This window comes from Rhodococcus sp. ARC_M6 (assembly GCF_022810305.1).
In the GTDB taxonomy this organism is placed as follows: Bacteria; Actinomycetota; Actinomycetes; order Mycobacteriales; family Mycobacteriaceae; genus Rhodococcus_F.
In genome coordinates, this window is the sequence record NZ_JALGQH010000002.1 from 245,238 (window position 1) to 267,807 (window position 22,570).

Here is a 22,570-nt window from a genome sequence, read left to right on the forward strand (position 1 = left end):
CATTAGAGAGGGTGGGCGCCTATGCGAATGGGCGAGATGCACACGAACTCGGACGCAATCCCTCAATCCGTCACGGACCAGGAAGAAACCACCGCGTTCATCGCCGGAATTCACTGCCACCACGCGCAAAAGGAAACACTGGCACCCTGTTCGGCCGTCGAACCGGAACGCGGTTACCGATCACTCGTTTCTGTCTCGCGGTTAGCGTTCAGGCTGAGGGGTATTCGTCGACGTACGCGCAATCAGCGATAACTCGCTCATGCCACACGACAACAGGAGACGTCATGCAGAAAGCGTTGATCTTCATAGCGGGCGCCGCCGCGGGCTTTATCGTGGGCACCCGATCCGGGCGGCAAACTTACGAGAAGATGAGGCAGCAGTCTCACGATCTCTGGCACAATCCCGCCGTTCAGGAGAAAGTGAGCGAAGCGACGGAAACGGTGAAGGAGAAGGCTCCGCAAGTACAGCAGAAGGTCAGTGACCTGGCCAAGAAGGCTGTCCACCAAAACACGGACGCAAGTGCCCCGAATATTCCCACCGCCGGAGAGTCCCTGCATGAAGCTGCAACCACAACTCCTGCAGTCGAAAGCCCAACGCCCGAGATCCCTTCCCCACCAGACGATTCCAGCAAGGGGCAGAGTTCGTTGTGATCAGGCCCCGATCATCATCCTCGGGTGAAAGCTCGTCGGCCGCGGGTAGATGACGGTCAAACGTTCTCGACAGCAGCCCCGTGGGCGATTTGACTGGTGCTGGAGGCGCGAGCAATCAAGAGCAGCCAGGGATTGTATTCGGCGTTAGCAATTATCCAGGCCGCCCGATGCGGAACTGGTCGAGCGACGGATGTCCGGCAACAAAGGGCAGTGTCCCTCCGCGCGGACGAGGCTCACCAAGTTTGTCACTCGCCTCACCGCTGAGTGCTTCGGCACAATCTTCCCAAGCAGTTCGGGGCGGCCGCACCGGGATCGCAGAGAACAGGACATGGTCATGAGCATGGGAAAGAAAATCCAGCACAAGTATTTCGGTAAGGCCACCGGGAACGCCCACCTCGAAGCAGATGGAAGCAAGGAACAGTCCAAGGGCAACGCCAAACAAATGGGCGACAAAGGTGAGCGAAGAGATGCGATCTTCTGTCGTTCCTCCGTACCCCGCACCACGGTCAGTACCGAGGCCGCCAGTTTCAGTGATCGCCGCGCGTTGGCGATCTTACCGTTGCTCTGATCGATGGTTCGGCCTGTGACGCGAACCCTGGTCCGTGCGGCCACCGTGATGCGTCCGGCGTCCAAATCAATTGCGCTCCAGCGCAGTCCGGCCATCCCGATCAGCGCCTAATTCACCCTGGAGTGCATCGCCACCAACCGCGCAACCTCGCCCTCATCGAGTCGTTCGGACAAGCCCAGCGCCCCCTCGTAGGTGTCGACGTCGGGTGATCCGAGCGAGGCACGGTGAGCCGTACGTGGTCGATCTGCTGACAGCGAAGGCCGCGAAAGTAGGCGCCGAGACGGCCACCTCGGCCGCTCGTGCCACCGGTACCGACCCGAACTCGGAGCGGCGGACTGAAGTCGAGCGCTGCATCGCAGAGTCGGGTATTAGTGGCATTGCCAAGAGCGACCTCGCTGGCTTGGTGTGAAACTGCACCACCACCCTCGCACTACCGCGAAGGTGACTCCCCCGAGGCCATGCGGTCACCGGAGGCGGCGAGGTGCCGGAGCGCGCTGTGTCGGTCCTTGACAGCCACAACCGAGACGTGGGCATCCCCATGGAATGCAGCATCACGACAGTGTCGGGGATGTCGACCTTCGCCGCCGCACCACGCGGCCGGCGCCTGCTCTCGTGACCTATGTGGTCGATCACCACCGAGCAGGGTCCGGAGCACCTCGACGAGGCCTAGTACTCGGTTGGTATCTAAAGCATCGTTCTCGCTACCCCATCACCGCGATTGCCTTGAGGAACGAGTCGATGATGAGCAGTCGGGGCGGGGTTGCTTCAGGGCCCTGCGGATTCAAGGGCCCTGTGGACGTCTCAAACGTGCTCTTGCGGCTCACCACCCCGCGCATCCGGGTCCATCACGTTCACTGTGCGCCGACGGATGGCGTCGTCGGGCCTCCCAAGCATCCGCAGGCGTGCATACGGCTTGCAGACACCATTGCGTCCAGGAACAGGTACATAGCAACACTGGTGGCCATCTGACAGCCTTCGCCGCGTCCTGGCACGCCGCAGACACACCCAGGTCTTACCACGCCCCGCTGCCAGGAAGAAGCGCGCAGCCGACTTTGAGTAGCGGGCCATCCAGGTAGACCGTGCGGTGGGTCAGCAGCGGCACCAGGAATCGCCACCAATACCGTCACGGTGGCCGTTTGCCAGAAGTGCACGCAAGCTTTCGGCCGGAATGCGTACCGGAACGCCCGGCTTGCGGGCGAAAAGGGTTTAGAGGTGGCCGTCGGCAAGCAAGCGCCAGATGGCGCGCTGGCTGAGCTGTATCCGTTCGGCCACTTGAACCACGCTGAACGCCCGTAAGTCGGCGTACGGATCGGGGGGTGTCGATGCAAAAGTTCGAGTAGACAAGGAGACTCCAGGACAGATAATTCTGTCCGGCTCCCGCGCGCTGTGGCGTCTTACCCGCCTAGGTATCGGGGGTATCTCAGACGACCCCGAGGTTTCTCTTGTCTGGCTCCCAGCCGCCACGACACGGTGGGGCACAGGGCCTACCAGACAGCGCCGTAAACTGCTAGGGCCCACGTAGGGGCCACGGCCCCACGCTTAGCCCTCCGCAAAACGAAGAGAACCCCCTGTTGCCAGGGGGTTCTTCGGGTGGTCCCGGCTGGGATCGAACCAGCGACCTTCCCGGTGTGAACGGGACGCTCTTCCACTGAGCCACGGGACCTTCTGAAACATCCGAACGCATGCGCTCGAACGAGTTGGAACATTAACACGACCCAGCGCTGAATACGAATCACCAGGTTGTCATTCACGCCGGCGGCATCCCGACTCGAATTCCCCGATTCAGGACCTTCCACATCCGGGCTCTGAGGCACGTTCAGGACAGCATTTTGCTTCATTTCAGACTAAAAATTGCCCCTGAACTGGTGATTTGTATGTTTCGGATGCCGTCGGCTAATGTTTTCAACGCACCGAGGAGAGCAACCCGCTCCCCAAGCAACACGGTGCAATGCGGACGTGGCGCAGCTGGTAGCGCACAACCTTGCCAAGGTTGGGGTCGCGGGTTCGAATCCCGTCGTCCGCTCGAGAGGTGTGACTCAACCTTTTACGGTGGAGTGGCCGAGTGGTGAGGCAACGGCCTGCAAAGCCGTGCACACGGGTTCGATTCCCGTCTCCACCTCGCGCGATTAGCTCAGCGGGAGAGCGCTTCCCTGACACGGAAGAGGTCACTGGTTCAATCCCAGTATCGCGCACCACGTCAGGCCCTCGGGCCTGATGGTAAAAACCCGCTTGCGGGTCTGATAGGTTAGACAAGCACTGAGCGCCGTTAACGGAGTTTATTGCGAATGCGGACGTGGCGCAGCTGGTAGCGCACAACCTTGCCAAGGTTGGGGTCGCGGGTTCGAATCCCGTCGTCCGCTCCATTTTTCTCTCAAGATCCCGCGCGATTAGCTCAGCGGGAGAGCGCTTCCCTGACACGGAAGAGGTCACTGGTTCAATCCCAGTATCGCGCACCACGGCAGTACAAAAGTCCGGAATCCCTTTGGGGTTCCGGACTTTTGCGTTGTCTGTCAAGAATTGTGGCATGAGATTGAGACGGGACCCCATTCGGGATCCCGCCTCAATGTATCTGGATGTTCGGGTTTCTCAGTTGGAGAAGCGGTTCGCAGCCGACGTCATCGCCCGGAGCGAGGATTCTGTCGCGGTCTCACCGATGCCCATAGCCCAGCTGCGACGGCCACCGCACTCGGTGAAGATGAATGTGGCCGTACGGTGACCGATCTGGTGCTGATGGAACGACAGAATTTCCAGGGAGATTCCCGCGTCGTACAGCATCGATGTCATAGCCGAGATCGCGCCGGTTGCGGTGGCGGAGGCTTTGGCAATCCGCTCCCCCAGGCCGAGTGTCGCCTCGAAGGTCCAACGGCCGGGTGCAATCTTCTCGGTTGACCACGCGCCGAGACGGATCGGGCCGTTCATTGCGGCGTACGTGGATTCGAATTCGTTCCACGACATCGCGGAGCATTCGGAACGCAGGCCGGCCGGCAGGGATTTTCCGTGGCGCGCAGCAAAAGGATCGGCTGCGAAGGCGGTCGAAGAATCAGAAGCGAAAGCGAAGTTGAAAGTCATGATCGTGGTCTTCCTGGAATGAAGCGGAGGACCAACAGGTAGCACAACGACCCGCAGCGGGGGGTCGGTCCGATTCAGACCCCGCTACGGCGGTGTACTACGAGAATGCGCTTCATGAGAGTCGAGGCTAGGCGGCCGGGCCGCAGAACGCAACCCGGCCGCCTCCGTCGACAAACTAGACCCGCGCCGCCTTGTGCGCTGAGATCAACGCGCGATACCACTCGAACGAGTCTTTCGGGGTCCGCTTCTGTGTATCGAAATCGACGTGGACCAAGCCGAATCGTTCCTTGTAGCCGGCCGCCCATTCGAAGTTGTCGAGCATCGACCACACAAAGTAGCCCTGCACGTCGACGCCGTCGTCCATGGCTGATCGCAGCGAACGCAAGTGCGCGTCGTGGTAGTCGATGCGAGCAGGGTCATGGACCTCGCCGGCCTCGTTCGGAGCATCGTGGAACGAGCACCCGCTTTCGGTGATGTAGATCGGGGGCAGCGCGTCACCGAATCGGGACTGGAAGGTTCGCAGAATCTCACCGAGACCCTCGGGAATGATCGGCCAGCCGAAATCTGTTGTCGGATAACCGGTTATCGCAACCGGAGCGAACGGCAATCCCGGCGGCAGATCGATCTCGAGAACACCAGCGGTGCCCTCACCCTCGACCGGCGCCGCAATCATCGTGGGCTCGTAGTAGTTGATCCCGTACCAGTCCAGTGGCGCGGCAATGATTTTCAGATCCTCGTCGATCGGCCCGCTGAGCAGCTGAGCGAACTCGTCCGCCGGGTATTTTCCGACCAGCACCGGATCCGCGAACATCCAGTTGACGACGTGGTCGTAGATGTCGGCTGCCACGACGTCTTCGGGCGACTCCGACGCGGCACGCACCGGAGCGTGATTCGATGCGATGCCGATGTTGGAGCATCCGGCCGAACGCAGCGCGTTGACCGCGAGTCCGTGTCCGAGCAGTTGGTGGTGCGCGGCCTGAAACGCCTCGAATCCGAGTGCAAGCCCGGGAGCGTGAACTCCGAGCGCGTGCCCGTACAGGGTGTGAACTACCGGTTCGTTGAGCGGCATCCACATTCCGACGCGATCGGCGAACTTCTCGCCCACGATCTGCGCGTACTCCCCTAACCGAAAAGCCGTGTCACGGTTCATCCAACCGCCCTGTTCTTGCAGCGCCGACGGCAGATCCCAGTGATAGAGCGTGACCGCGGGCGTAATTCCGGCGTCGCACAGTCGATCGATCATCCGGTCGTAGAAGTCGAGACCTTTGACGTTCACCTGCCCGGTTCCGGTCGGAAGGATCCGCGACCAAGATAGGGACAGTCGATACGCGTCGAGCCCGAGTGTGGTCATCAGGTCTACATCGGATTCCCAGCGGTGATAGTGATCAGCGGCGACGACGCCGGTCTCACCACCGATAATCGCTCCGGGACGTTCACAGAAGTCGTCCCAAATCGAGCGTCCGCGACCGTCTTCGGCCACAGCTCCTTCGATTTGGTACGCCGCAGTGGCGGTTCCCCATAGAAAGGACGACGGAAATTCTGGCGCTGGCTTCCAACTCATGTAGGTCAGTTAATCAAAGAACGCTGCAAAACAATCAACTTTGTTGGACACTCGACCAGTACGACGATCAAGTACCGTTCAGCCATCCCGACCGAACGAGACAGACGAGACAAAGGCCGCGCTTCATGACGGATCTTCCCCGCACCCTGACCAGGGCACGGATCGCCACTTCAGTGGCGTTCGCACTCCAAGGATTTCTGCTCGCCTCGATCTTGACGCAGCTTCCCAAATTTCGGGATCTTCTCGAACTGAGCGACAGCCTGGTTGTTGTCGCCGTTGTTATCGTGTCGGTCATCGCAGGCCTCGGCAGTGTCCTCGCCGAGATGATCGCAGTACGGACATCAAGCAAAACGACACTGCGCATCGGCCTCGCCGTCATCGCGATCTTCGGCGGAGCTATCGGAATTGCCCCGAACCAGGTTGCCTTCTTCGCCTTCCTGGCGATCTACGGCATCGGACTCGGCATGGTCGACGCCGCCGCGAACATGCAAGCCGTCTCGATCCAACACGCCAAGGGCAAGTTCATCCTCAGCTCGTTTCACGCCGCCTGGAGCGTCGGAGCCATTGTCGGAGCCCTGTTCGTCTCGGCCGCATCAGGATTCGATCTCTCCATACGCACGATTCAGTTGAGTGCAGGAATCCTAGTCGGAGTTCTCCTCCTCGCCTTCGGCCCACAACTTCTCAACCGTTCCGAAACCAAATCCGTCGACGCCGGCACCCCCGGCAAGGTCGACCTCACCGTTCCGATGCGAGTCTTCATTCTGCTCGGCGTCGCAATGGCCCTCTTCTACGCTGTCGACTTCAGTGTCGGCAACTGGTCCACCATGTTCCTCGAGGACGACCTTCTCGCGAGTACCAGTACTGCCGCTCTCTCAGTGGCGGCCTATCAGATTGCCGCACTCGTCGCCCGATTGACCGGCGACTACTGGGTGAGCAAATTCGGTGAAATCACCGTCGTCCGAATCGGGTCGCTGATCGGCGTCGCGGGCATGGCTGTTGTCGTGACATCGCAGTCCCCCGTCGTTGCCATCATCGGCTTCACGATCGTCGGTCTCGGCGTCCCGGTCATCGCCCCGATCTGCTTCAGCGCCGCCGGACGTATGGCTGCGCCCGGTCAGGTCGACGCCGTCATCGCACGCATCAACCTCTTCAACTACGCCGGAACCGTAGTCGGCGGCGGAATTGTCGGAGCCGTTGCCGCAGTCAGCGACTTGCGGGTCGGATTCCTGATTCCGCTGGTCTTCTGCGGAATTCTGATCGCCTTGGCACCTGTCTTCGCCGTGAAGCAATTGACATCCGGGGTACCCGAGAAAGCCTGACAGTCGCGTGCGGTGCGGCAAGTGATGTACTTGTCGCACCAATGCACGTGTATGAAGGGCAAAATTTACGTGACGATCACCGTTGACCGAGCTGGAATCTGGGACTCCGAAGCCATCGCCGACGTGGCGGCGGTGACATTCCCCCTCGCCTGTCCACCAGACGCTTCCGACGATGACATCAGTGCATTCATCGACAACGTTCTGTCCGTCGACAAGTTCTCCGAATACCTGACCGACCCGACGCGCACTGTCCTCAAGGTGATCTCCGGCGACGCCATCGTCGGATACGCGATGCTGATCGACGATGAGCCCACCGATCCAGATGTGCAGGCCGCGCTGACCCTGCGACCCACCACCGAATTGAGCAAGCTGTACGTTCTTCCCGGAAATCACGGAAGTGGTGCTGCCGCAGCACTGATGGACGCAGCTATCTCACACGCGCAGAAGTGCGGCAGCGCGGGAATCTGGCTCGGTGTGAACCAGGAGAACGTGCGCGCGCAGAAGTTCTACACAAAAAAGGGGTTCACGCAGGTCGGCACCAAAACGTTTGTCGTCGGCGCCCAACTCCATCACGATTTCGTGATGGAGCGAGAAGTCTGACTAGTTGGCTGCAACCTCGAAGCGCGACAGAGCGAGCAGACGCGACGTGGCACGGAGGTACTTCTTCTTGTAACCGCCGGCCAGCATCTCCGGGGTGAAGATTTCGTCGAGACGGGCACCGGAAACGGTGACCGGGATGCTCGCGTCGTACAGACGGTCGGCAAGAACCACGAAACGTAGAGCCACCGACTGATCTGTTGCGGGGTGAACGCCGTCGATAAAGACAGCGCGAACACCCTCGACCAGCTTGTTGTACCGCGACGGGTGCAACGTGCTGAGGTGCTTGCACAGCTCGTCGAAGTTATCGAGTGTGGCGCCGTCGATGGACGCGGCACGCGTCACCAACTCATCCGAGGAAATCGGATCGGGAGCCGGCGGCAGGTCGCGGTGACGGTAGTCGGGACCGTCGACGCGAATGGTCTCGAAGATCGATCCGAGCTTCTTGATCTCGCGCAAGAAGTCCTGCGCTGCAAAACGGCCCTCACCGAGCTGGCCCGGCAACGTGTTGGATGTCGCAATGATCGATACACCACGTGCAGAAAGCTCCGAAAGCAACCGCGAGACGAGCATGGTGTCGCCTGGATCGTCGAGCTCGAATTCGTCGATGCACAGAACGCTGTGCTCGGAGAACGCCTCGACGGCCTTGTTGAAGCCGAGCGCGCCCACGACATGGGTCAACTCGACGAAGGTGCCGAAAGCTTTGGGCGAAGGAACGCTGTGGAAAATCGATGCCAGAAGGTGCGTCTTACCGACACCGAAACCGCCGTCGAGGTACAGACCGGCACCGGTCGACGGAGTCTTCTTGCCGAACAATCCGCGACGTCCACCGCCCCGAATCTTGGCTACGCGCTTGGAGAATTCCTCGGCCTTAGCGACAGCAGCCGACTGGCTCGGTTCCTTGGGATCAGGAATGTAGGAAGCGAAACTCACCTCGTCGAACATTGCGGGTGGGACCATTTGAGCTACCAACTGATCGGCGGGTACCACCGGGCTGCGATCGACAAGACGTTCATGCATCCATCCAGCGTATCTACGTGGTGTGATCTCTCCTATGCACCGTACGCATATTGCGACCTACTTCACACCGGAGGATCCGGATGGCCTCCGTGCGCTCTACGCGTACCCGGAAAACCTCACGCGTCCCTGGCTGCGCGTGAATTTTGTGTCGAGCATCGACGGGGCCGTCTCCGTCAGCGGCGTGAGCGGAGGCCTGGGCACCCCGGCAGACAAGACTGTGTTCGGAATTTTGCGGGAACTCTGCGACGTCGTGGTTGTCGGAGCCGGCACTGCTCGCTCCGAAAATTACGGCGGAGCTGTGATGCGCGATGACGCTCGGGAACGCCGCGTCAACGCGGGCCTGGCCCCCGTGCCGCCAATGCTGGTCGTCTCGGCACGTGCAGCGATCGACCCGGAAAGCCGATTGTTCCGAGACACAACGGCTCCGCCGATCCTTCTCGTCGGACGCGACGCAGACCCCGTCGCCGTCGCGAACCTTCGCGCAGCCGGTGCCGACATTCACCGGAGCGAGAATCCCGCGGTGCGCAGCGTCGATATCGAGACGGCATGCTCCCAATTGAATTTGTCTCGAATCCTTTGCGAGGGTGGACCTTCCCTGTTCGGCCAACTGATCGCAGACGACGTCGTCGACGAACTGTGCATCACCACCTCACCGCAACTCGTCGGCGGCGCGGCCGGACGAATTGCAACCTCCCCTCACTCCCTACCCACCCCGATGACACCCGCGCACATCCTCACCGACGCCGACGGCACGATTCTCTCGCGGTGGGTTCGTCGCCGCCCTCGGCACTGAACCTGGCACTCTGGTCGGCATGCGCAGAGCGGCTTTGATTGCAGTAGTCCTGGCAACGTGTTGTGCCTGTGGAGCGGGCCCCTCACTTCGCCCTGTCGTAGCGGTCGAAGGTCACACCGGTGGAAGCCCGGCCACAACCGACGCGTCGGGAACCGTGAGTCCGCCCGTCCCCGAACCCGCTGTCCCAAGCAACGACCTCCCCTGGCGCGACTGCAGCGGAACGTCGCTAAGCGACCGCGCGTTGGCCGCTGCAACCGCCGGCGTCATCCTCGACTGCGCCGAGTTCAGCGCGCCCATCGACGTCAGCGGCCAGATCGACGGAACTTTCACGGCCGCCGCCACCCGCGCCCGAACGTCCTCCACACCGGCTGACGCCTATCCTGTCGTATTTACCTCCGGAACCGATCGCTCATCCGGAAGCACCCTGGCGATGCTGGGATCATCCGGTCTGAGTGCCGTACTTGCCGCCCACCCGGTCGTCGCACTCGATCGCCGTGGAATCGACCGCTCGACGCCCATCGAATGCATGGAACCGGACACCCGCCGCGGGCTCGCCGACCTCGGTCAATTCGAACCGAGCACTTCGGGCGATGCCGCTAGCGCCGTCGCCGAACTCGGCCACGACGCCACCATTGCGTGCACCGACTACCTCGAACCCCAGGAACTGAAGTTCGGCGCCGATGCTGCCGCCCAAGACATCGAGGCATTGCGCTCGCGCTGGGGCGTCGACACGATTGCACTGTGGGCCGCCGGTTCCGGCTCGGACATCGCGTTGAGCTACGCCGCGGCTCATCCCGACAACGTTTCGCGGCTGATACTCGACTCACCCGCCCCGGTTGCCACCGACGCGGCTACCGAAGCCGAAAGCCACGTCCGGGGACAGGAAGCCGTTCTCGCAGCGTTCGCCACGCGCTGCGCCGCACTCTCATGCTCTCTCGGTCCGGACCCGCACGCCGCCGTCCTCACACTGATGGAACGCGCCCGGAAGGGAGACTTCCGCCCGTTGTCGGCGTCATCTCTCGCGAACGCCATCTCCGCGAGCCTCGGGATCTCTGGACAAAACCGACAGTTGGACACCACCGCCCTCGCCGACGCCCTGAGCGCGCTCGGTAGCGGGAATCCGGTGCCGATGCGTGAACGCGCCGCTGCGGCCGAAAAGGATCTGGGCAGCGACGGACAATTCGTCGGACGCTGCACGGACGGCGGGCAGTGGCCGGGCGTCGGACGCGTCCGTGAATTGCAGCAGACGTGGGGCAGCGCCTATCCGGTGTTCGGGAACGAAGCCGCACTCGGGCTGTTAGCGTGCGCCAGCTGGCCGACGACCACCCCGACTCCCCTACCGACCGCTCTGAAACCGACGGTCCTCGTGTTGAGCGGCCAGGCGGATCCTGCCGTCGGCAACAGCGGACTGGCCAGTGTCACCGGAGTCGTCACCAATGCTGGAACCCGGTTCGCCACCCTCGACTGGCAAGGCGCCGGTCACCCCGCAATGCAATCCAACTGCGCGCAGAAGGCCTCCGTGTCCTACCTCGACAATCAAACCTTGCCGCCCAACGGAAGTGTCTGCCCCGCCTGACGCGTTGCGACGCTCCCCACTTCGCAAATTAGGGTGCATCCCCTATTACGGTCAGCCTTCGGTGTACCGTTCCGAAGTGTTCCTTAGACAGCTCGAGCCTCGTACAGGGCGGACAACCCAACAAGTCGTCAACTACGTTTTGTGGCCGATCGCCGTGATGACCGTGATCAATCGCGTCGTCGTGAAGGCCGTCAACGGGGCTATCACCGATGACTTCCGGCCGGTTTACAACGCAGCTCTGGCGTTCTGGAACGGCCGCCCGGTGTACACCGCCGACTTCAATTCGGTAGATCCGCATTACCTTTACCCACCATCCGGTTCGCTGTTGATGGCACCACTCTCCATCCTGGATCCGGAACGGTCCCGCTGGCTTTTCATCGGCGTCAACGCAGTTGCCGTCCTGGTCGCGTTGTATCTACTGCTGCGCCTGTTCGATCTGAAGATCAGCTCCATCGCCGCACCGATCGTCGTTCTGGCGGCGTTCACGTCGGAGACCGTCACCAACACGCTGATCTTCACCAATATCAATGGCATCGTGCTGCTCAGCGAAATGGCGTTCCTGCTGTTCCTGATGCGCCGAAAAGACCTGTGGGCGGGTGCTGCGATCGGTATCACCCTCGCTATCAAGCCCACCCTGGCCCCACTTCTGCTGCTGCCGTTGGTTCGGGGGCAGTGGAAGGTATTTGTCACCGCACTGGGAATCCCGTTCATCCTCACCGTCGTCGCAGTACCGCTTTCTGCCGACCCGATGGCGTTTGTCGAACGCACCGTCCCCTACCTGTTGGAATCTCGCGACTACTTCAACAGTTCGATCGTGGGGAACGGCGCATACTTCGGTCTGCCCGAGTGGCTGATCCTGTCGCTGCGAGCGATATTCGCCGTCATGGTCCTCGTGTCACTGTGGCTGCTGTATCGCTACTACCGAAACGACGAACTGTTCTTCCTCACCACCACAACGGGCTTGATCATGACGGCATCGTTCCTGCTGCCGTCACTGGGCCAGATGTACTACTCGATGATGCTGTTCCCGCTCCTGATGTCGGTGGTACTCAAGAATTCGGTAATGCGAAACTGGCCGGCCTGGCTTGCCGTCTACGGCTGCATGACCTTCGACGACTGGTGGTCGCTGCGATGGCCCGCCTTCGGCCGAGCAGCCGAGTACATGAAGAGCACTCTCGGCTGGAGTTTGCTCCTGATCGTGATCTTCTGTGTCTTGGGCTACCGGTACCTGGTTGCACGACGGGAAGGCCGTCTGGACCGCGGAATCGATCCCGCCTATCTACTAGATCCACCACTCGAAGCGTCTTCACCTGCGCGCGAAGCCGAACCTTCAGTGAAGGATTAGCGTAGAGATATGAGTTCTCCAGACAGCGTCCCCGAAGTCACCCTCACCGAGAGCGAGTGGCGCGAGAAACTGACACCCTCCGAGTACGCGGTCCTGCGTCAAGCGGGTACCGAGCGACCCAATGTCGGCGAGTACACCAACACCACTACTGAAGGTGTGTACTCCTGCCGGGCTTGCGGCGCCGAACTGTTCCGCAGCACCGAGAAGTTCGAATCGCACTGCGGTTGGCCGTCATTCTTCGATCCGGCAAACTCCGATGCAGTCATCCTCAAGGAAGATGTGAGCTTGGGAATGCGCCGCGTCGAGGTTGTGTGCAAGAAATGCCACAGCCACCTCGGCCACGTCTTCGAGGGCGAGGGCTACCCCACCCCGACAGATCAGCGGTACTGCATCAACTCCATTTCTCTAGTTTTGCATCCCGCGCAGTAACCGAACATGAGTTGGTTGTGAAGGATTCTGGTCGCTGAGCGAGCTGAATCCTTCACAATCAGCGGTGGTTGGTATCGATCGCGGCCAGGCACGATTACCTGCCCCACCTAGCCGGGTATTTCTGTCCACAAATCGATGCCAGGTACGGGATCCCGTCGAAGTTGCGAACTAATGTGCACTCAGGCACGGCTCATTACCCGACCTGCCTGTTTCGCCCGTAGTTATTTTTTTCATCACTTCAGCATCATGCATCTCCGAAGCCTCGCCAAGGAACTTCGCTGGTTCCCCTACCGAGCCAAACGATATTCTTGAAACCTTCTACGGAGACAAGAATACTCGGCAATAATCTGGCGATGGGCGCCCTACAGCCAATACATTGGCTCATCATCTTCTTCGTATTCTTCTTGATCCCCGGAGGAATTGCCACAGCAGTCATCATGTCGAATCGCAGTCGCCAATCTCGAAATGCTCCACGAAATTACGGAGCCGTTGCTCCCGGTTGGTATCCGGACGCCGGCGATCCACGCTTCGTACGCTGGCACGACGGGCAAACCTGGACCGATCAGGTCACTCCGCGATAGCGCCCGACCTCACGACTTTCTTGATCCCCGAATGAGTATGAGCAGCCCGGTTGTCGCGGCGATCAGAATCCCAAAAATTACCTCGACTGCATTCCCAACAATTTCACCGAAAATTGGATAGAAAACTACTACCAGCGGAGTCAGAAGAACGAGTCCGATTGCCGAATACAGGAATCCGTTGAAAACGGGCGTCGACGGACGCTTCACCGGGCCTTGACGGCGGCACACGGTACAGCGGCCATTCGATTCGGCGGAACAACCCGGGCACGCGTTCACGTCCTCAACATAACCCCCGATAAGCCTTCTCATTCAGAAATTCCAGTTCAGAAGGTTCGACGTCACACCCACCGCAGCAAGATCGTCGGTGCGGGCAATCAATCCGTCTTTCACCGATCCCGTTGCTCCGCCGACGGCGCCGGACGTGATGTCCGTGATTGAGGCATCACCGCCGGTAACTTCTTTGGTGACGACGGCGGCAGATGCTCCGCTCACTGCGTCATCCATCCCGTTACGGGCGATCCGCTGATAGGGAGTCGTGGCCGCGCCGGTAACGGGATGCGCAATATTGCTGGAGACCGAGGTAGTTCTCAGGACGCCATTTGCGGCACCTTTAACAAATGCATCGCGCCCCTCGGTGACAACCTTCCCGATGTCGATGGACTGCCGATGATCCATCGTCATCTGCCCCAATTGAATGGCCAGGCCGGAAAAGACGGCCGAAGCAGCTTCTACGGCAGCGGCCTCGATCACCCGGATCAGTAATTGTCGCAACAACATTCGAACGGTCAGCGCGGTTGCCACTTCGGCGGCAGCGGCTCCCACGGTGCTCAGACCCAAAGTCGGTACCGCGGCGGCGGCCATACTCGCAAGCTCAATCGCGAGGGCAATCAAAGCCGCAATGATCGACAGCTTGGTGTATTCGATGTCGGTTGCAGTCGAGTCACAGGATTCCCCCAGTTCCGTTGCCGCTGAGATCAACCGATCAAGGACATCAGCAACGCCACCGGAATGGCCCCAGAATGTGGCCAGTGAATCCTGCATTTCGCCGTCGATCGACGAAAGCGCTCCCCGAGCGGCCGTGTCACCAAATTCAGAGGCAACTCCTAGCGCCGCAGCCACCTCCACCCAGGCATCCCCCAGACGCCACAATGATGTCTCATCGCCGTCCGGCCAGTCGCTGCCCACCGCGACGCTTGCGACGGCTTGCAGGTATCCCGGAATCTCGATCCCCATCAGAGCCCACCCGCCAGATTGTCGGCCAGTCGTGCGTCGACGCCCTCGAAGTTCGCTGTTGTCCGAAATAACGCGTCGGTGAGATTGCGCAATGCACCGGCCGTCATCGTGACACCGGCAAGAACCGATTCAGAACCCGGCAGGTAAGCAGAAGCGAAGGTGACCCCGAAGGTATCGGTGCCCCAACTCGGCCCCTCGGCAGCCGTCACTTCTTCGATTTTGACCCGAATATTTTCGAGGTCTCGCGAAATGCCCGCGAATCTCGGCGCAACCGAACGCATCGCCGCGACATCAATCCAGAATTCAGGCATTACCGGCGCTCCTCAAAACAGTGCAGTTCCACGCCACGTCGTCGTCGCCAGCACCTACCGGCACGCCTTCACGCAAACTCGGCGCTCCGGGAATCAGATCCGGCAGATCCACCTGTGCCGCGGCGATGAACGGCCTCAGTATCTCGGCGTTCTGTCGGCGCATGTCCGCAGCAGCCAATCCTGCCGTCGCCAGAACGGCGACCGCGAGTTTCCTCGGCGTCGTCCGGGAGAACGCGTCGGCAGAAAATTTGACCCCGACAAGCGCGCCCGACGCATTGACGACAACCTCTACGGAACCGTCTGCAGATCGAGCTTGCGCCGTGGAAGTCGCGATCGCCTCTTGAGCTGTCGCCAGCCTCGCAGTCCGGGTTCGCAGATCCTCCATCATCGAATCAATCTGTCCCCGAAGCACTTCCGATCTCGCCCGTACCGACTCCACTTCCACTGCACTCACGATGCCCCCACCTCGCTCGATGCGTTCTCCTGAAATTCAGGCGCTCACCAAGTTCGACGCAATCAGGGGTCGACCGGTTCCGTCGTTAGCCGACAGCAGTAGCTTCGCCGACGAATCATGTGACAGGCTCGAAGAGATCTCGTCGCCGCGACGACGACGGGCGACCCAGCGACACACAACCCTGCGGGAGCTTGGCATGGGACTCATCCACATCGACCTGTTCACCACACTCGACGGCGTCGCGCAGGCACCGGGCGGTCCGGACGAGGACACCGCCGGCGGGTTCGCGTTCGGCGGCTGGCAGGCACCTCTCATCGACGAGGTCGTCGGTGAGCAGGTCGAGTCCGGTATGGCGGGAATGGACGCACTGCTGCTCGGCCGTCGGACCTACGACATCTTCGCCGCCTACTGGCCGCACGCGGAGGGCGACATCTCACAGCGGTTCAACACCATCCCGAAATACGTGGCTTCGCGCCAGAGCTGGCCCCTCGAATGGGCCGAGTCCACACTGCTTGATCGCGATACCGTCACCGCTGTCCGCGAACTACGCGAGCGGCACGCGAACACCCATGTCATCGGCAGTCTCGACTTCGTTCAAACCCTGTTCGCCAAGCGACTCTTCGATCGACTCACCCTCTGGGTGTATCCGATCCTCCTCGGCAGCGGGAAGAAGGTCTTCGCCGACGGGGTAGTTCCGACGAACCTGCGACTCATGGAGCCTGCCGTCACCTCACCGAAGGGTGCGGTGCGCCACCGCTACATGCTCGCCGACGGGACGCCCGGCGTCGGTGACATGTCGGTCAGCTCCTAAGCAGGACCGGAGGATCGAACGCGCGGATAGGCGGAAGTTCCCCGTCGAACTTCTCGATCTGCACCAGCACATGCTGGCCGGTACAGCCGTGGGACAGCGAGGATGTTCCGACATCCGGCGTCAGAACATTCGGGTTTCCATGCACACACATTGCGTCGGGATCGGCCGGGTCCAGAGGGTCGTACCAAGCTCCGGTGGAAAGCTGAACGACGTCGGGATGCATCCCCGAATCAATCACAACACCCGCCAGACATGAACCGCGGTCATTGAATACTCGCACGACATCGCGCGCGACCAGACCCCGTTCGGCGGCCACATCGGGGTGCAGACGAATCGGTTCACGACCGGAAATCTTCGACGCCTGACTTACGGCGCCGTGATCGAGTTGACCGTGCAGCCGGGTCTTGGGCTGGTTGGCGATGAGGTGGAGCGGAAACTGCTCCGCGCGTGAACCGTTTAACCACTCTTCGGGTTCGTACCAACGAGGGTGGCCGTGGCAGTCGTCGTAGCCGAATGAATCGATGGTCTCGGAGAAGATCTCGATCTTCCCGCTGGGAGTCCCGAGCGGATTCTTGTCGGGGTCATCCCGGAACTCACCGAACAAAATCAAGCTGTCCTGGGTACGCATCCGATAGTGACCATCGGCCCAGAAATCCTCGAACGACGGGGTGTTTCCGCCGTCGGCATCCACCGCGGGTTGCCACTGACTGTAGAGATGCTCGATCCATTGCTGCGACGATCGCCCTTCGGTGAACTCCTCACCGAAACCGAGCGCGTCGGCGAGCGCCGCAAAGGTCTCGTAGTCATCGCGGGAGTCCGCAAACGGCGGAACTACCTGATGCATCGCGACCAGCAGCGCATCATTTCTCGTGCAGCTGAGATCGTTTCGCTCGAGGGACGTCGTCGACGGCACCACGATGTCGGCATTCTTGGCCATCGGAGTCCAGTACGGCTCGTGAACGACGATGGTGTCGGGTCTGGCGAATGCGCGTCGCAGTCGCGACAATTCCTGGTGATGGTGGAACGGATTTCCGCCCGCCCAATACACCAGTCGGATATCGGGATAGGTGAGGCGTCGGCCGTCGTAGTCGAATTCCTCACCCGGTGAGAGCAATAAGTCGGAGATTGCGGCGACGGGGATGAAGTCGGCGACAGGGTTGCGCCCCTGTGGAAACGTGGGCAATGGGTACCGGACCGGAGCCATGCCCGGTTCGTTCATCGAACCGTATCCGTGTCCGAAACCGCCTCCGGGAAGCCCGATCTGACCGAGCATCGCCGCGAGAGTGATGCCCATCCACGGGGCTTGTTCACCGTGTTTGATGCGTTGCAACGACCACGTGACCGACACCAATGTGCGGCCGGACGCCATCCGCCGAGCCAGACTCACGATCGTGGCAGCCGGCACTCCCGAAATCTCCTGTGCCCACAGCGAATCCTTCGGGATGCCGTCGGAGCGTCCGAGCAGGTAATCCTCGAAGCGTTCGTAGCCGACGCAGTACCGATTCACGAAGGCACGATCGTGAAGACCTTCCGACGCGAGCACGTAGGCCAACGCCAGCATGATCGCGACGTCGGTCCCGGGAATCGGTGCGATCCAGTCACATTCGCCGTCGAGATCGTCGCGCAGCGGACTGAACGAGACGATCTTGCCGCCGCGGTCGCGGAACGAATTCAGTGCACCGCTCGTCGGATGATCGCTGCTACCACCGGCATTGACGCCGGTGTTCTTGATCGGAACTCCGCCGAAGCAGACCAGCAGGTCGGAGTGTTCCGCGATGACGTCCCATGACGTGGAGCGCTCGAACAACTGGCTGTGGGTGCCGACTACGTGGGGCATGATGACACCCGTCGCGCCGAGCGAGTAGCTGTGGACCGACTTGGTGTAACCGCCGAGTAGATTCAAAAATCGGTGAACTTGGCTCTGCGCGTGATGGAATCGACCGGCGCTGGCCCAGCCGTACGAGCCACCGAAGATCGCATTGTTGCCATGGGTATCGACCACCCGGCGCAATTCGCGTGAGAGCAGTTCGGTCAGTTGTTCCCATGACACCGAGACGAACTCGTCGGATCCCCGACGTTCGGTGGGACCCGGGCCGTTCTCGAGCCACCCCCGGCGCACTGCCGGACCAGTCACACGGCTCCGACTGCGCACCGAACCGGCGAAGTTACCCAGCATCGGCGAGGGATCGGAATCGCCCTCGTACGGATGCACAGCGGTTACTTCGCCGGCCACTGATTCGGCGGTGAACATGCCCCAATGAGACGTGTGCTGATATCGCCGGTTCGGTGCGGAGGTCACAGAAGCTACTTTCAGGGAAGCGAGAGGACCAGCTTCTCGATGTCGACGCGAGGTCCGGTGAAGAACGGAACTTCTTCACGCACGTGCAGACGAGCCTCGGTGGCACGCAGGTCACGCATGAGATCGACGATACGGATCAGTTCCGGTGCCTCGAACGCAAGAATCCACTCGTAGTCGCCGAGTGCAAAGGCCGGCACCGTGTTGGCGCGGACATCCTTGTACGCACGCGCAGCCATGCCGTGATCGGCGAGCATCTTGCGACGATCCTCGTCGGGAAGCAGGTACCACTCGAGCGAACGCACAAACGGGTAGACGCAGATGTAGTCGCCCGGATCCTCGCCCGCGATGAATGCCGGGACGTGGCTCTTGTTGAACTCGGCCGGACGGTGAACCGCCGAGTTACTCCACACCGGAGCACTGATCTTGCCCAGCGCCGTGGTGCGACGGAAGTCCGAATACGCAGCCTGCAACTGTTCGATGCTGGCCGCGTGGGTCCAGATCATGAAGTCCGCGTCGGCGCGCATCCCGGCGATGTCGTAGATACCGCGAACTTCGACGCCCTTGTCTTCGAGACCCTCGAAGAACAAGCGAGCGTCCTTGACCGCAGCTTCCCGATCATCGCCCAGCACACCGGGTTCCACCTGGAACACGGAGAACATGAGGTAACGAATTTCAGAGTTCAGTTTGTCGAAATCAAGGCGTGCCATGGCTCTATGGTGCCACCCCTTCGCAGATCCGTGCAGCCGCCGTCTGTGCGACCGCAACACACGCCGGCACTCCGACGCCGTGGAGCCAGGAACCTGCCACTTCTACGCCTGCGAGTTCCGCCACGCCATGCTCGATTTCAGCGACCATCGCCGTGTGACCTGGGGCGTACTGAGGAAGTCCGCCGTGCCACCGCTGAACAAATGCCACAGTCGGCTCGTCAGTGATTCCCGTCACTGTCGATAGATCTTCGCGTGCGAGCGCGATCAGTTCCGCATCAGAACTCTCCACGATCTCGGCTGCGCCGAACCGGCCGAACGACGCCCGCACCAGGTGATCGCCGCGCTGCGCCAGGTGCGTCCACTTGCGACTGGACAGGGTGAAGGCTTTGGCCGTGAGGTCGGCATCGGTCGCAACCAGGATCCCGGAATTCTGCGGTAAGTCGATGTCACCAGCGAACCGCAGTGCCACGACGGCCGACGACGCGAGTCGGATCTCTTCAGCGGTTCGCGCGGCCACGGGCGCTACGTCGGCCAAGAGCGCAGCCGCCGCCGGCGCCGGCACCGCCAAAATTACGGCGTCAACAGTTCCGATCGGGTCGACAAACCATCGTGTGCCCTCGCGGCGCAGACCGGACGCCGCCGCAGTGATCACCTTCGCACCGGATGCGCCGAGCAACGCGTCGAGCAGAACCCCGTAACCGTCCTTCAAGGCCCCGAAAACCGGCCCGGGCGCCGGCGTCGGCAAAGCCGCTGCGACGGCGTCGGAAAGGCTCGTGGCGCCGGCGTCGAGGGCTGCAGCAAGGGTGGGCAAGGCAGCGCGGACGCCGATGGTTTCAGCCAATCCCGAGTACACCCCACCCAGCAATGGATCCACGCTGCGCCGCACCACCTGATCGCCGAATCTCTCCGAGACCAAGTGGGCGACACTGCAATCCGAGCCGCATTCCCAATGAAACGGGACGGACCGCTCGGCGGAGATCCGGGACAGCGTGTCCGAAGAAACAAGTCCCGCGACCGCGTCCCCACCAGCCGGGATACCCATCAACGTTCCGGCCGGAAGGCGATGCAATGACCCCTGCGACCAGATCAGCGGACTCAACCCCGCCGGATACACGATCTGATCCGACAGCCCGAGCTCAGCCAACAGCGCGGGGACTTCGGGCCGACGCGCAATGAACGCTTCGGCACCGATGTCTACCGGGCCACTACCAAGATCGACCGTGCGCAGCTTGCCGCCCAGACGCGAACTGGTCTCGACAATCGAGATGTCCGCGTCAGGGCCGAGACTGCAGCGAAGCCGGTAGGCGGCAACCAGCCCGGAGATTCCGCCACCGATCACCGCCACCGAAACGCTCACAGCGAATGCACCAGCTCCACCGCCGCCGTGATCGCCGCGGGATCGGTGTCCGGGAGAACACCATGTCCGAGGTTGAAGATATGTCCGATGGCACCGGCTTCGATCGCGCGATCGCCTTCAGCGGCAATGCGCCTGACCTCACGGTTGATCGCGTCGGGACCGGCAAACAGCACCGCCGGATCAAGGTTGCCCTGCAAAGCCTTGCCCGGACCGACACGCGTCGCGGCAACGTCGAGCGGAATGCGCCAGTCGACTCCGACGACGTCGGCCCCGGCTTCACCCATTGCGCCCAGCAGTTCGCCCGTCCCCACTCCGAAGTGGATCCGCGGCACTCCGGCGCCGGCTACCTCGGCCAACACTCGCTCGGAATGCGGCAGCACAAATTCGCGATACTCGGCCAACGACAGTGCACCTGCCCAGGAGTCGAACAACTGCACTGCGTCGACGCCGGCATGAAGCTGCGCCTGTAGGAAGCAGATGGTGACGTCTGCGATCTTTCCGAGCAGCTGATGCCACGTCGTGGGATCCGAGAGCATGAGCGCCTTGGTCTTCTCGTGGTTCCGGCTGGGACCACCCTCGACCAGATACGACGCCAAAGTGAAGGGCGCGCCGGCGAAGCCGATCAACGGCACCGAACCCAACTCTGCGGTGAGTAGTCGCACGGCCTGCGAGATTGCGCCGACCTCTTCCGGTACCAATCGCGGCAATGCAGCGACATCGGCGACCGAACGCACGGGATTGGCCACCACGGGGCCGACTCCGGCAACGATGTCGAGATCGATACCCGCGGCCTTCAGCGGGACCACGATGTCGGAGAACAGGATTGCTGCGTCGACGTCATGACGACGGACGGGTTGCATCGTGATCTCACAAACCAATGCCGGATCGAAGCACGATTCCAACATTCCGACTCCGGCACGAATCTTTCGGTACTCCGGAAGAGAACGGCCGGCCTGGCGCATGAACCACACCGGACGCCGACTCGGAGTCCGGCCGGTGGCCGCAGCCAACAACGGTGCTTCCGGAAGTACTCGCCGGGCGCTGTACTCCGCCGACCCGATGGTGCCTGAATTCAAGTTGTCCAACCCGCTCATCAATCCTCGCGCTCTCCGCCAACGTGTGTCTTCGACCGACCTCAATGCTGCCATGTTCGTCGCAGAGTGAAGGCCACGTCATCTTTAGTGAGCCCCGACACATACCGACTGTTGAGTTTGTCCGTGCCTCATCGCGAGCCACCTCACACTCGGTCGGCGCGCCTCCACGTCGACAGCGATTTACGCGACTAACGTCCTGACCTGTGACGACTTCCGGATCGACCGCCGACCCGGCCGAGTTTCGTGCCGCAATTGCCGCAATGGCTTCGGCGCAGGTCCGGCCAGAAATCGAAGTCGGGCCTATCCGTCCGCCGCAGCGACTCGCCCCGTACAGCCACGCCGTCGGCGCCGAGGTACTTCATCCCGAATCGGACACGATTTCGGAGCAGTCCGAAGGCGACGCGTTTGGCCGACTCATCCTGCTGTTCGATCCGGACGGCGATGAAGCCTGGAACGGGACGATGCGCCTGGTGGCCTACATCCAGGCCGATCTCGACGAGTCCCTCGCCTCCGATCCACTACTTCCCGAGGTTGCGTGGAGTTGGCTGGTGGACGCCCTCGAAGCAGGATCGGAACCCTATGTGGCGCTTGGCGGCACAGTGACTGCAACGACGTCGGTCCGCTACGGCGATATCGCCGGGCCGCCGCGAGCGCATCAATTGGAGCTTCGAGCCTCGTGGACCGCAACGTCGACAGAATTGTCACACCACGTGGAGGCGTTCTGCGAAGTGCTGGCGTATGCCGCGGGTTTGCCTCCCACGGGGATAACCACATTGTCGCGGAAGAATGACTGAGA

At 61.5% G+C, this 22,570-nt stretch carries 22 protein-coding genes and 6 tRNA genes; 17 read left to right on the forward strand and 11 right to left on the reverse strand.

Annotated elements, in window-relative coordinates; translation table 11 throughout:
• Window positions 1–284 precede the first annotated feature (284 nt).
• The 3 genes from MTX36_RS04035 to MTX36_RS04045 all read left to right on the forward strand — a co-directional run bounded on the left by MTX36_RS04035 (window position 285) and on the right by MTX36_RS04045 (window position 1,627).
• Window positions 285–650, forward strand: coding sequence for a YtxH domain-containing protein (locus MTX36_RS04035; protein WP_243618460.1), 366 nt, complete (start codon window positions 285–287; stop codon window positions 648–650).
• Between the two features lie 340 nt (window positions 651–990).
• Window positions 991–1,218, forward strand: a complete 228-nt coding sequence (locus MTX36_RS30480; protein ID WP_374230417.1) for a hypothetical protein — start codon at window positions 991–993, stop codon at window positions 1,216–1,218.
• 205 nt (window positions 1,219–1,423) lie between these two features.
• Window positions 1,424–1,627, forward strand: coding sequence for a hypothetical protein (locus tag MTX36_RS04045; RefSeq protein ID WP_243618461.1), 204 nt, complete (start codon window positions 1,424–1,426; stop codon window positions 1,625–1,627).
• Window positions 1,628–2,809: 1,182 nt separating this feature from the next.
• Here MTX36_RS04045 and MTX36_RS04050 read toward each other — a convergent pair.
• A tRNA-Val gene (locus tag MTX36_RS04050) sits at window positions 2,810–2,881 on the reverse strand.
• Between the two features lie 287 nt (window positions 2,882–3,168).
• Here MTX36_RS04050 and MTX36_RS04055 point away from each other — a divergent pair.
• The 5 genes from MTX36_RS04055 (at window position 3,169) to MTX36_RS04075 (ending at window position 3,674) form a co-directional block, all read left to right on the forward strand.
• A tRNA-Gly gene (locus tag MTX36_RS04055) sits at window positions 3,169–3,241 on the forward strand.
• 25 nt (window positions 3,242–3,266) lie between these two features.
• Window positions 3,267–3,337: transfer RNA gene (locus MTX36_RS04060), tRNA-Cys, on the forward strand.
• A 1-nt stretch (window position 3,338) separates the two neighbouring features.
• Window positions 3,339–3,413: transfer RNA gene (locus tag MTX36_RS04065), tRNA-Val, on the forward strand.
• Between the two features lie 92 nt (window positions 3,414–3,505).
• Window positions 3,506–3,581, forward strand: a tRNA-Gly gene (locus tag MTX36_RS04070).
• Window positions 3,582–3,599: 18 nt separating this feature from the next.
• Window positions 3,600–3,674 (forward strand) — tRNA-Val (locus MTX36_RS04075).
• A 130-nt stretch (window positions 3,675–3,804) separates the two neighbouring features.
• On the opposite strand, the gene MTX36_RS04080 is transcribed toward MTX36_RS04075, so the two are convergent.
• Complete coding sequence (locus MTX36_RS04080) at window positions 3,805–4,287, reverse strand: 2-isopropylmalate synthase (RefSeq protein ID WP_243618462.1); 483 nt, start codon at window positions 4,285–4,287, stop codon at window positions 3,805–3,807.
• Window positions 4,288–4,462: 175 nt separating this feature from the next.
• Window positions 4,463–5,848 carry a GH1 family beta-glucosidase gene (locus tag MTX36_RS04085; protein ID WP_279394169.1) on the reverse strand — a complete coding sequence of 462 codons (1,386 nt, stop codon included), beginning with the start codon at window positions 5,846–5,848 and terminating at the stop codon, window positions 4,463–4,465.
• Here MTX36_RS04085 and MTX36_RS04090 point away from each other — a divergent pair.
• A complete protein-coding gene (locus MTX36_RS04090; RefSeq protein ID WP_374230426.1) occupies window positions 5,824–7,167 on the forward strand; it encodes an MFS transporter in 1,344 nt (447 codons plus the stop codon). The genes MTX36_RS04085 and MTX36_RS04090 overlap by 25 nt on opposite strands.
• Before the next feature lie 51 nt (window positions 7,168–7,218).
• A complete protein-coding gene (locus tag MTX36_RS04095) occupies window positions 7,219–7,767 on the forward strand; it encodes a GNAT family N-acetyltransferase (protein ID WP_279394170.1) in 549 nt (182 codons plus the stop codon).
• Here the strand turns inward: MTX36_RS04095 and zapE are convergent, their stop codons facing one another.
• On the reverse strand, window positions 7,768–8,784 hold the full coding sequence (gene zapE / locus MTX36_RS04100; protein ID WP_094272610.1) for a cell division protein ZapE: 1,017 nt from the start codon (window positions 8,782–8,784) through the stop codon (window positions 7,768–7,770).
• Window positions 8,785–8,818: 34 nt separating this feature from the next.
• On the opposite strand from zapE, the gene MTX36_RS04105 reads away from it, so the two are divergent.
• The 5 genes from MTX36_RS04105 to MTX36_RS30485 all read left to right on the forward strand — a co-directional run bounded on the left by MTX36_RS04105 (window position 8,819) and on the right by MTX36_RS30485 (window position 13,508).
• Window positions 8,819–9,577 carry a pyrimidine reductase family protein gene (locus tag MTX36_RS04105; RefSeq protein WP_243618465.1) on the forward strand — a complete coding sequence of 253 codons (759 nt, stop codon included), beginning with the start codon at window positions 8,819–8,821 and terminating at the stop codon, window positions 9,575–9,577.
• A 19-nt stretch (window positions 9,578–9,596) separates the two neighbouring features.
• Window positions 9,597–11,153, forward strand: a complete 1,557-nt coding sequence (locus tag MTX36_RS04110) for an alpha/beta fold hydrolase (RefSeq protein ID WP_243618466.1) — start codon at window positions 9,597–9,599, stop codon at window positions 11,151–11,153.
• 61 nt (window positions 11,154–11,214) lie between these two features.
• Window positions 11,215–12,498 (forward strand): glycosyltransferase family 87 protein, encoded by a 1,284-nt coding sequence (locus tag MTX36_RS04115; RefSeq protein ID WP_243618467.1) that lies wholly within the window; start codon window positions 11,215–11,217, stop codon window positions 12,496–12,498.
• Window positions 12,499–12,507: 9 nt separating this feature from the next.
• A complete protein-coding gene (gene msrB, locus MTX36_RS04120; RefSeq protein WP_243618468.1) occupies window positions 12,508–12,927 on the forward strand; it encodes a peptide-methionine (R)-S-oxide reductase MsrB in 420 nt (139 codons plus the stop codon).
• 437 nt (window positions 12,928–13,364) lie between these two features.
• A complete protein-coding gene (locus MTX36_RS30485) occupies window positions 13,365–13,508 on the forward strand; it encodes a DUF2510 domain-containing protein (protein ID WP_374230427.1) in 144 nt (47 codons plus the stop codon).
• 309 nt (window positions 13,509–13,817) lie between these two features.
• On the opposite strand, the gene MTX36_RS04125 is transcribed toward MTX36_RS30485, so the two are convergent.
• From MTX36_RS04125 to MTX36_RS04135, 3 genes are read right to left on the reverse strand one after another with little or no spacing between them, the layout of a single operon-like run.
• A complete protein-coding gene (locus MTX36_RS04125) occupies window positions 13,818–14,741 on the reverse strand; it encodes a hypothetical protein (protein WP_243618469.1) in 924 nt (307 codons plus the stop codon).
• On the reverse strand, window positions 14,741–15,052 hold the full coding sequence (locus MTX36_RS04130; RefSeq protein WP_243618470.1) for a WXG100 family type VII secretion target: 312 nt from the start codon (window positions 15,050–15,052) through the stop codon (window positions 14,741–14,743). The genes MTX36_RS04125 and MTX36_RS04130 overlap by 1 nt, the downstream gene beginning before the upstream one ends.
• Entirely contained in the window at window positions 15,045–15,506 is a 462-nt protein-coding gene (locus tag MTX36_RS04135) for a YbaB/EbfC family nucleoid-associated protein (protein WP_243618471.1), read from the reverse strand. Before MTX36_RS04135 ends, MTX36_RS04130 begins: the two co-directional genes overlap by 8 nt.
• Window positions 15,507–15,702: 196 nt before the next feature.
• On the opposite strand from MTX36_RS04135, the gene MTX36_RS04140 reads away from it, so the two are divergent.
• On the forward strand, window positions 15,703–16,317 hold the full coding sequence (locus tag MTX36_RS04140) for a dihydrofolate reductase family protein (RefSeq protein ID WP_243618472.1): 615 nt from the start codon (window positions 15,703–15,705) through the stop codon (window positions 16,315–16,317).
• Here the strand turns inward: MTX36_RS04140 and MTX36_RS04145 are convergent.
• From MTX36_RS04145 to hemE, 4 genes are read right to left on the reverse strand one after another with little or no spacing between them, the layout of a single operon-like run.
• Window positions 16,307–18,616, reverse strand: a complete 2,310-nt coding sequence (locus tag MTX36_RS04145) for a molybdopterin guanine dinucleotide-containing S/N-oxide reductase (protein ID WP_308198188.1) — start codon at window positions 18,614–18,616, stop codon at window positions 16,307–16,309. The genes MTX36_RS04140 and MTX36_RS04145 overlap by 11 nt on opposite strands.
• 11 nt (window positions 18,617–18,627) lie before the next feature.
• Complete coding sequence (gene hemQ / locus MTX36_RS04150) at window positions 18,628–19,323, reverse strand: hydrogen peroxide-dependent heme synthase (RefSeq protein WP_243618473.1); 696 nt, start codon at window positions 19,321–19,323, stop codon at window positions 18,628–18,630.
• Window positions 19,324–19,327: 4 nt separating this feature from the next.
• The gene (locus MTX36_RS04155; protein ID WP_243618474.1) at window positions 19,328–20,680 is read right to left on the reverse strand and encodes a protoporphyrinogen oxidase; all 1,353 of its coding nucleotides are present in this window, start codon (window positions 20,678–20,680) and stop codon (window positions 19,328–19,330) included.
• Window positions 20,677–21,774: a uroporphyrinogen decarboxylase gene (gene hemE / locus MTX36_RS04160; protein WP_243618475.1), complete on the reverse strand. Its 1,098-nt coding sequence runs from the start codon at window positions 21,772–21,774 to the stop codon at window positions 20,677–20,679. Before hemE ends, MTX36_RS04155 begins: the two co-directional genes overlap by 4 nt.
• 203 nt (window positions 21,775–21,977) lie before the next feature.
• On the opposite strand from hemE, the gene MTX36_RS04165 reads away from it, so the two are divergent.
• Window positions 21,978–22,568, forward strand: a complete 591-nt coding sequence (locus tag MTX36_RS04165; protein ID WP_094272597.1) for a DUF3000 domain-containing protein — start codon at window positions 21,978–21,980, stop codon at window positions 22,566–22,568.
• The last annotated feature ends 2 nt before the right edge of the window (window positions 22,569–22,570 follow it).

Bases quoted from the DNA above. Each gene is read 5' to 3' on its own strand.
- MTX36_RS30485 (WP_374230427.1), top strand. From the start codon at position 13,365: ATGTCGAATCGCAGTCGCCAATCTCGAAATGCTCCACGAAATTACGGA.
- hemE (WP_243618475.1), bottom strand. From the start codon at position 21,774: ATGAGCGGGTTGGACAACTTGAATTCAGGCACCATCGGGTCGGCGGAG.
- MTX36_RS04110 (WP_243618466.1), top strand. From the start codon at position 9,597: ATGCGCAGAGCGGCTTTGATTGCAGTAGTCCTGGCAACGTGTTGTGCC.
- MTX36_RS04095 (WP_279394170.1), top strand. From the start codon at position 7,219: ATGAAGGGCAAAATTTACGTGACGATCACCGTTGACCGAGCTGGAATC.
- MTX36_RS04140 (WP_243618472.1), top strand. From the start codon at position 15,703: ATGGGACTCATCCACATCGACCTGTTCACCACACTCGACGGCGTCGCG.
- MTX36_RS04085 (WP_279394169.1), bottom strand. From the start codon at position 5,848: ATGAGTTGGAAGCCAGCGCCAGAATTTCCGTCGTCCTTTCTATGGGGA.
- MTX36_RS04125 (WP_243618469.1), bottom strand. From the start codon at position 14,741: ATGGGGATCGAGATTCCGGGATACCTGCAAGCCGTCGCAAGCGTCGCG.
- MTX36_RS04105 (WP_243618465.1), top strand. From the start codon at position 8,819: ATGCACCGTACGCATATTGCGACCTACTTCACACCGGAGGATCCGGAT.
- MTX36_RS30480 (WP_374230417.1), top strand. From the start codon at position 991: ATGGGAAAGAAAATCCAGCACAAGTATTTCGGTAAGGCCACCGGGAAC.
- MTX36_RS04130 (WP_243618470.1), bottom strand. From the start codon at position 15,052: ATGCCTGAATTCTGGATTGATGTCGCGGCGATGCGTTCGGTTGCGCCG.
- MTX36_RS04035 (WP_243618460.1), top strand. From the start codon at position 285: ATGCAGAAAGCGTTGATCTTCATAGCGGGCGCCGCCGCGGGCTTTATC.
- MTX36_RS04080 (WP_243618462.1), bottom strand. From the start codon at position 4,287: ATGACTTTCAACTTCGCTTTCGCTTCTGATTCTTCGACCGCCTTCGCA.
- msrB (WP_243618468.1), top strand. From the start codon at position 12,508: ATGAGTTCTCCAGACAGCGTCCCCGAAGTCACCCTCACCGAGAGCGAG.
- hemQ (WP_243618473.1), bottom strand. From the start codon at position 19,323: ATGGCACGCCTTGATTTCGACAAACTGAACTCTGAAATTCGTTACCTC.
- zapE (WP_094272610.1), bottom strand. From the start codon at position 8,784: ATGCATGAACGTCTTGTCGATCGCAGCCCGGTGGTACCCGCCGATCAG.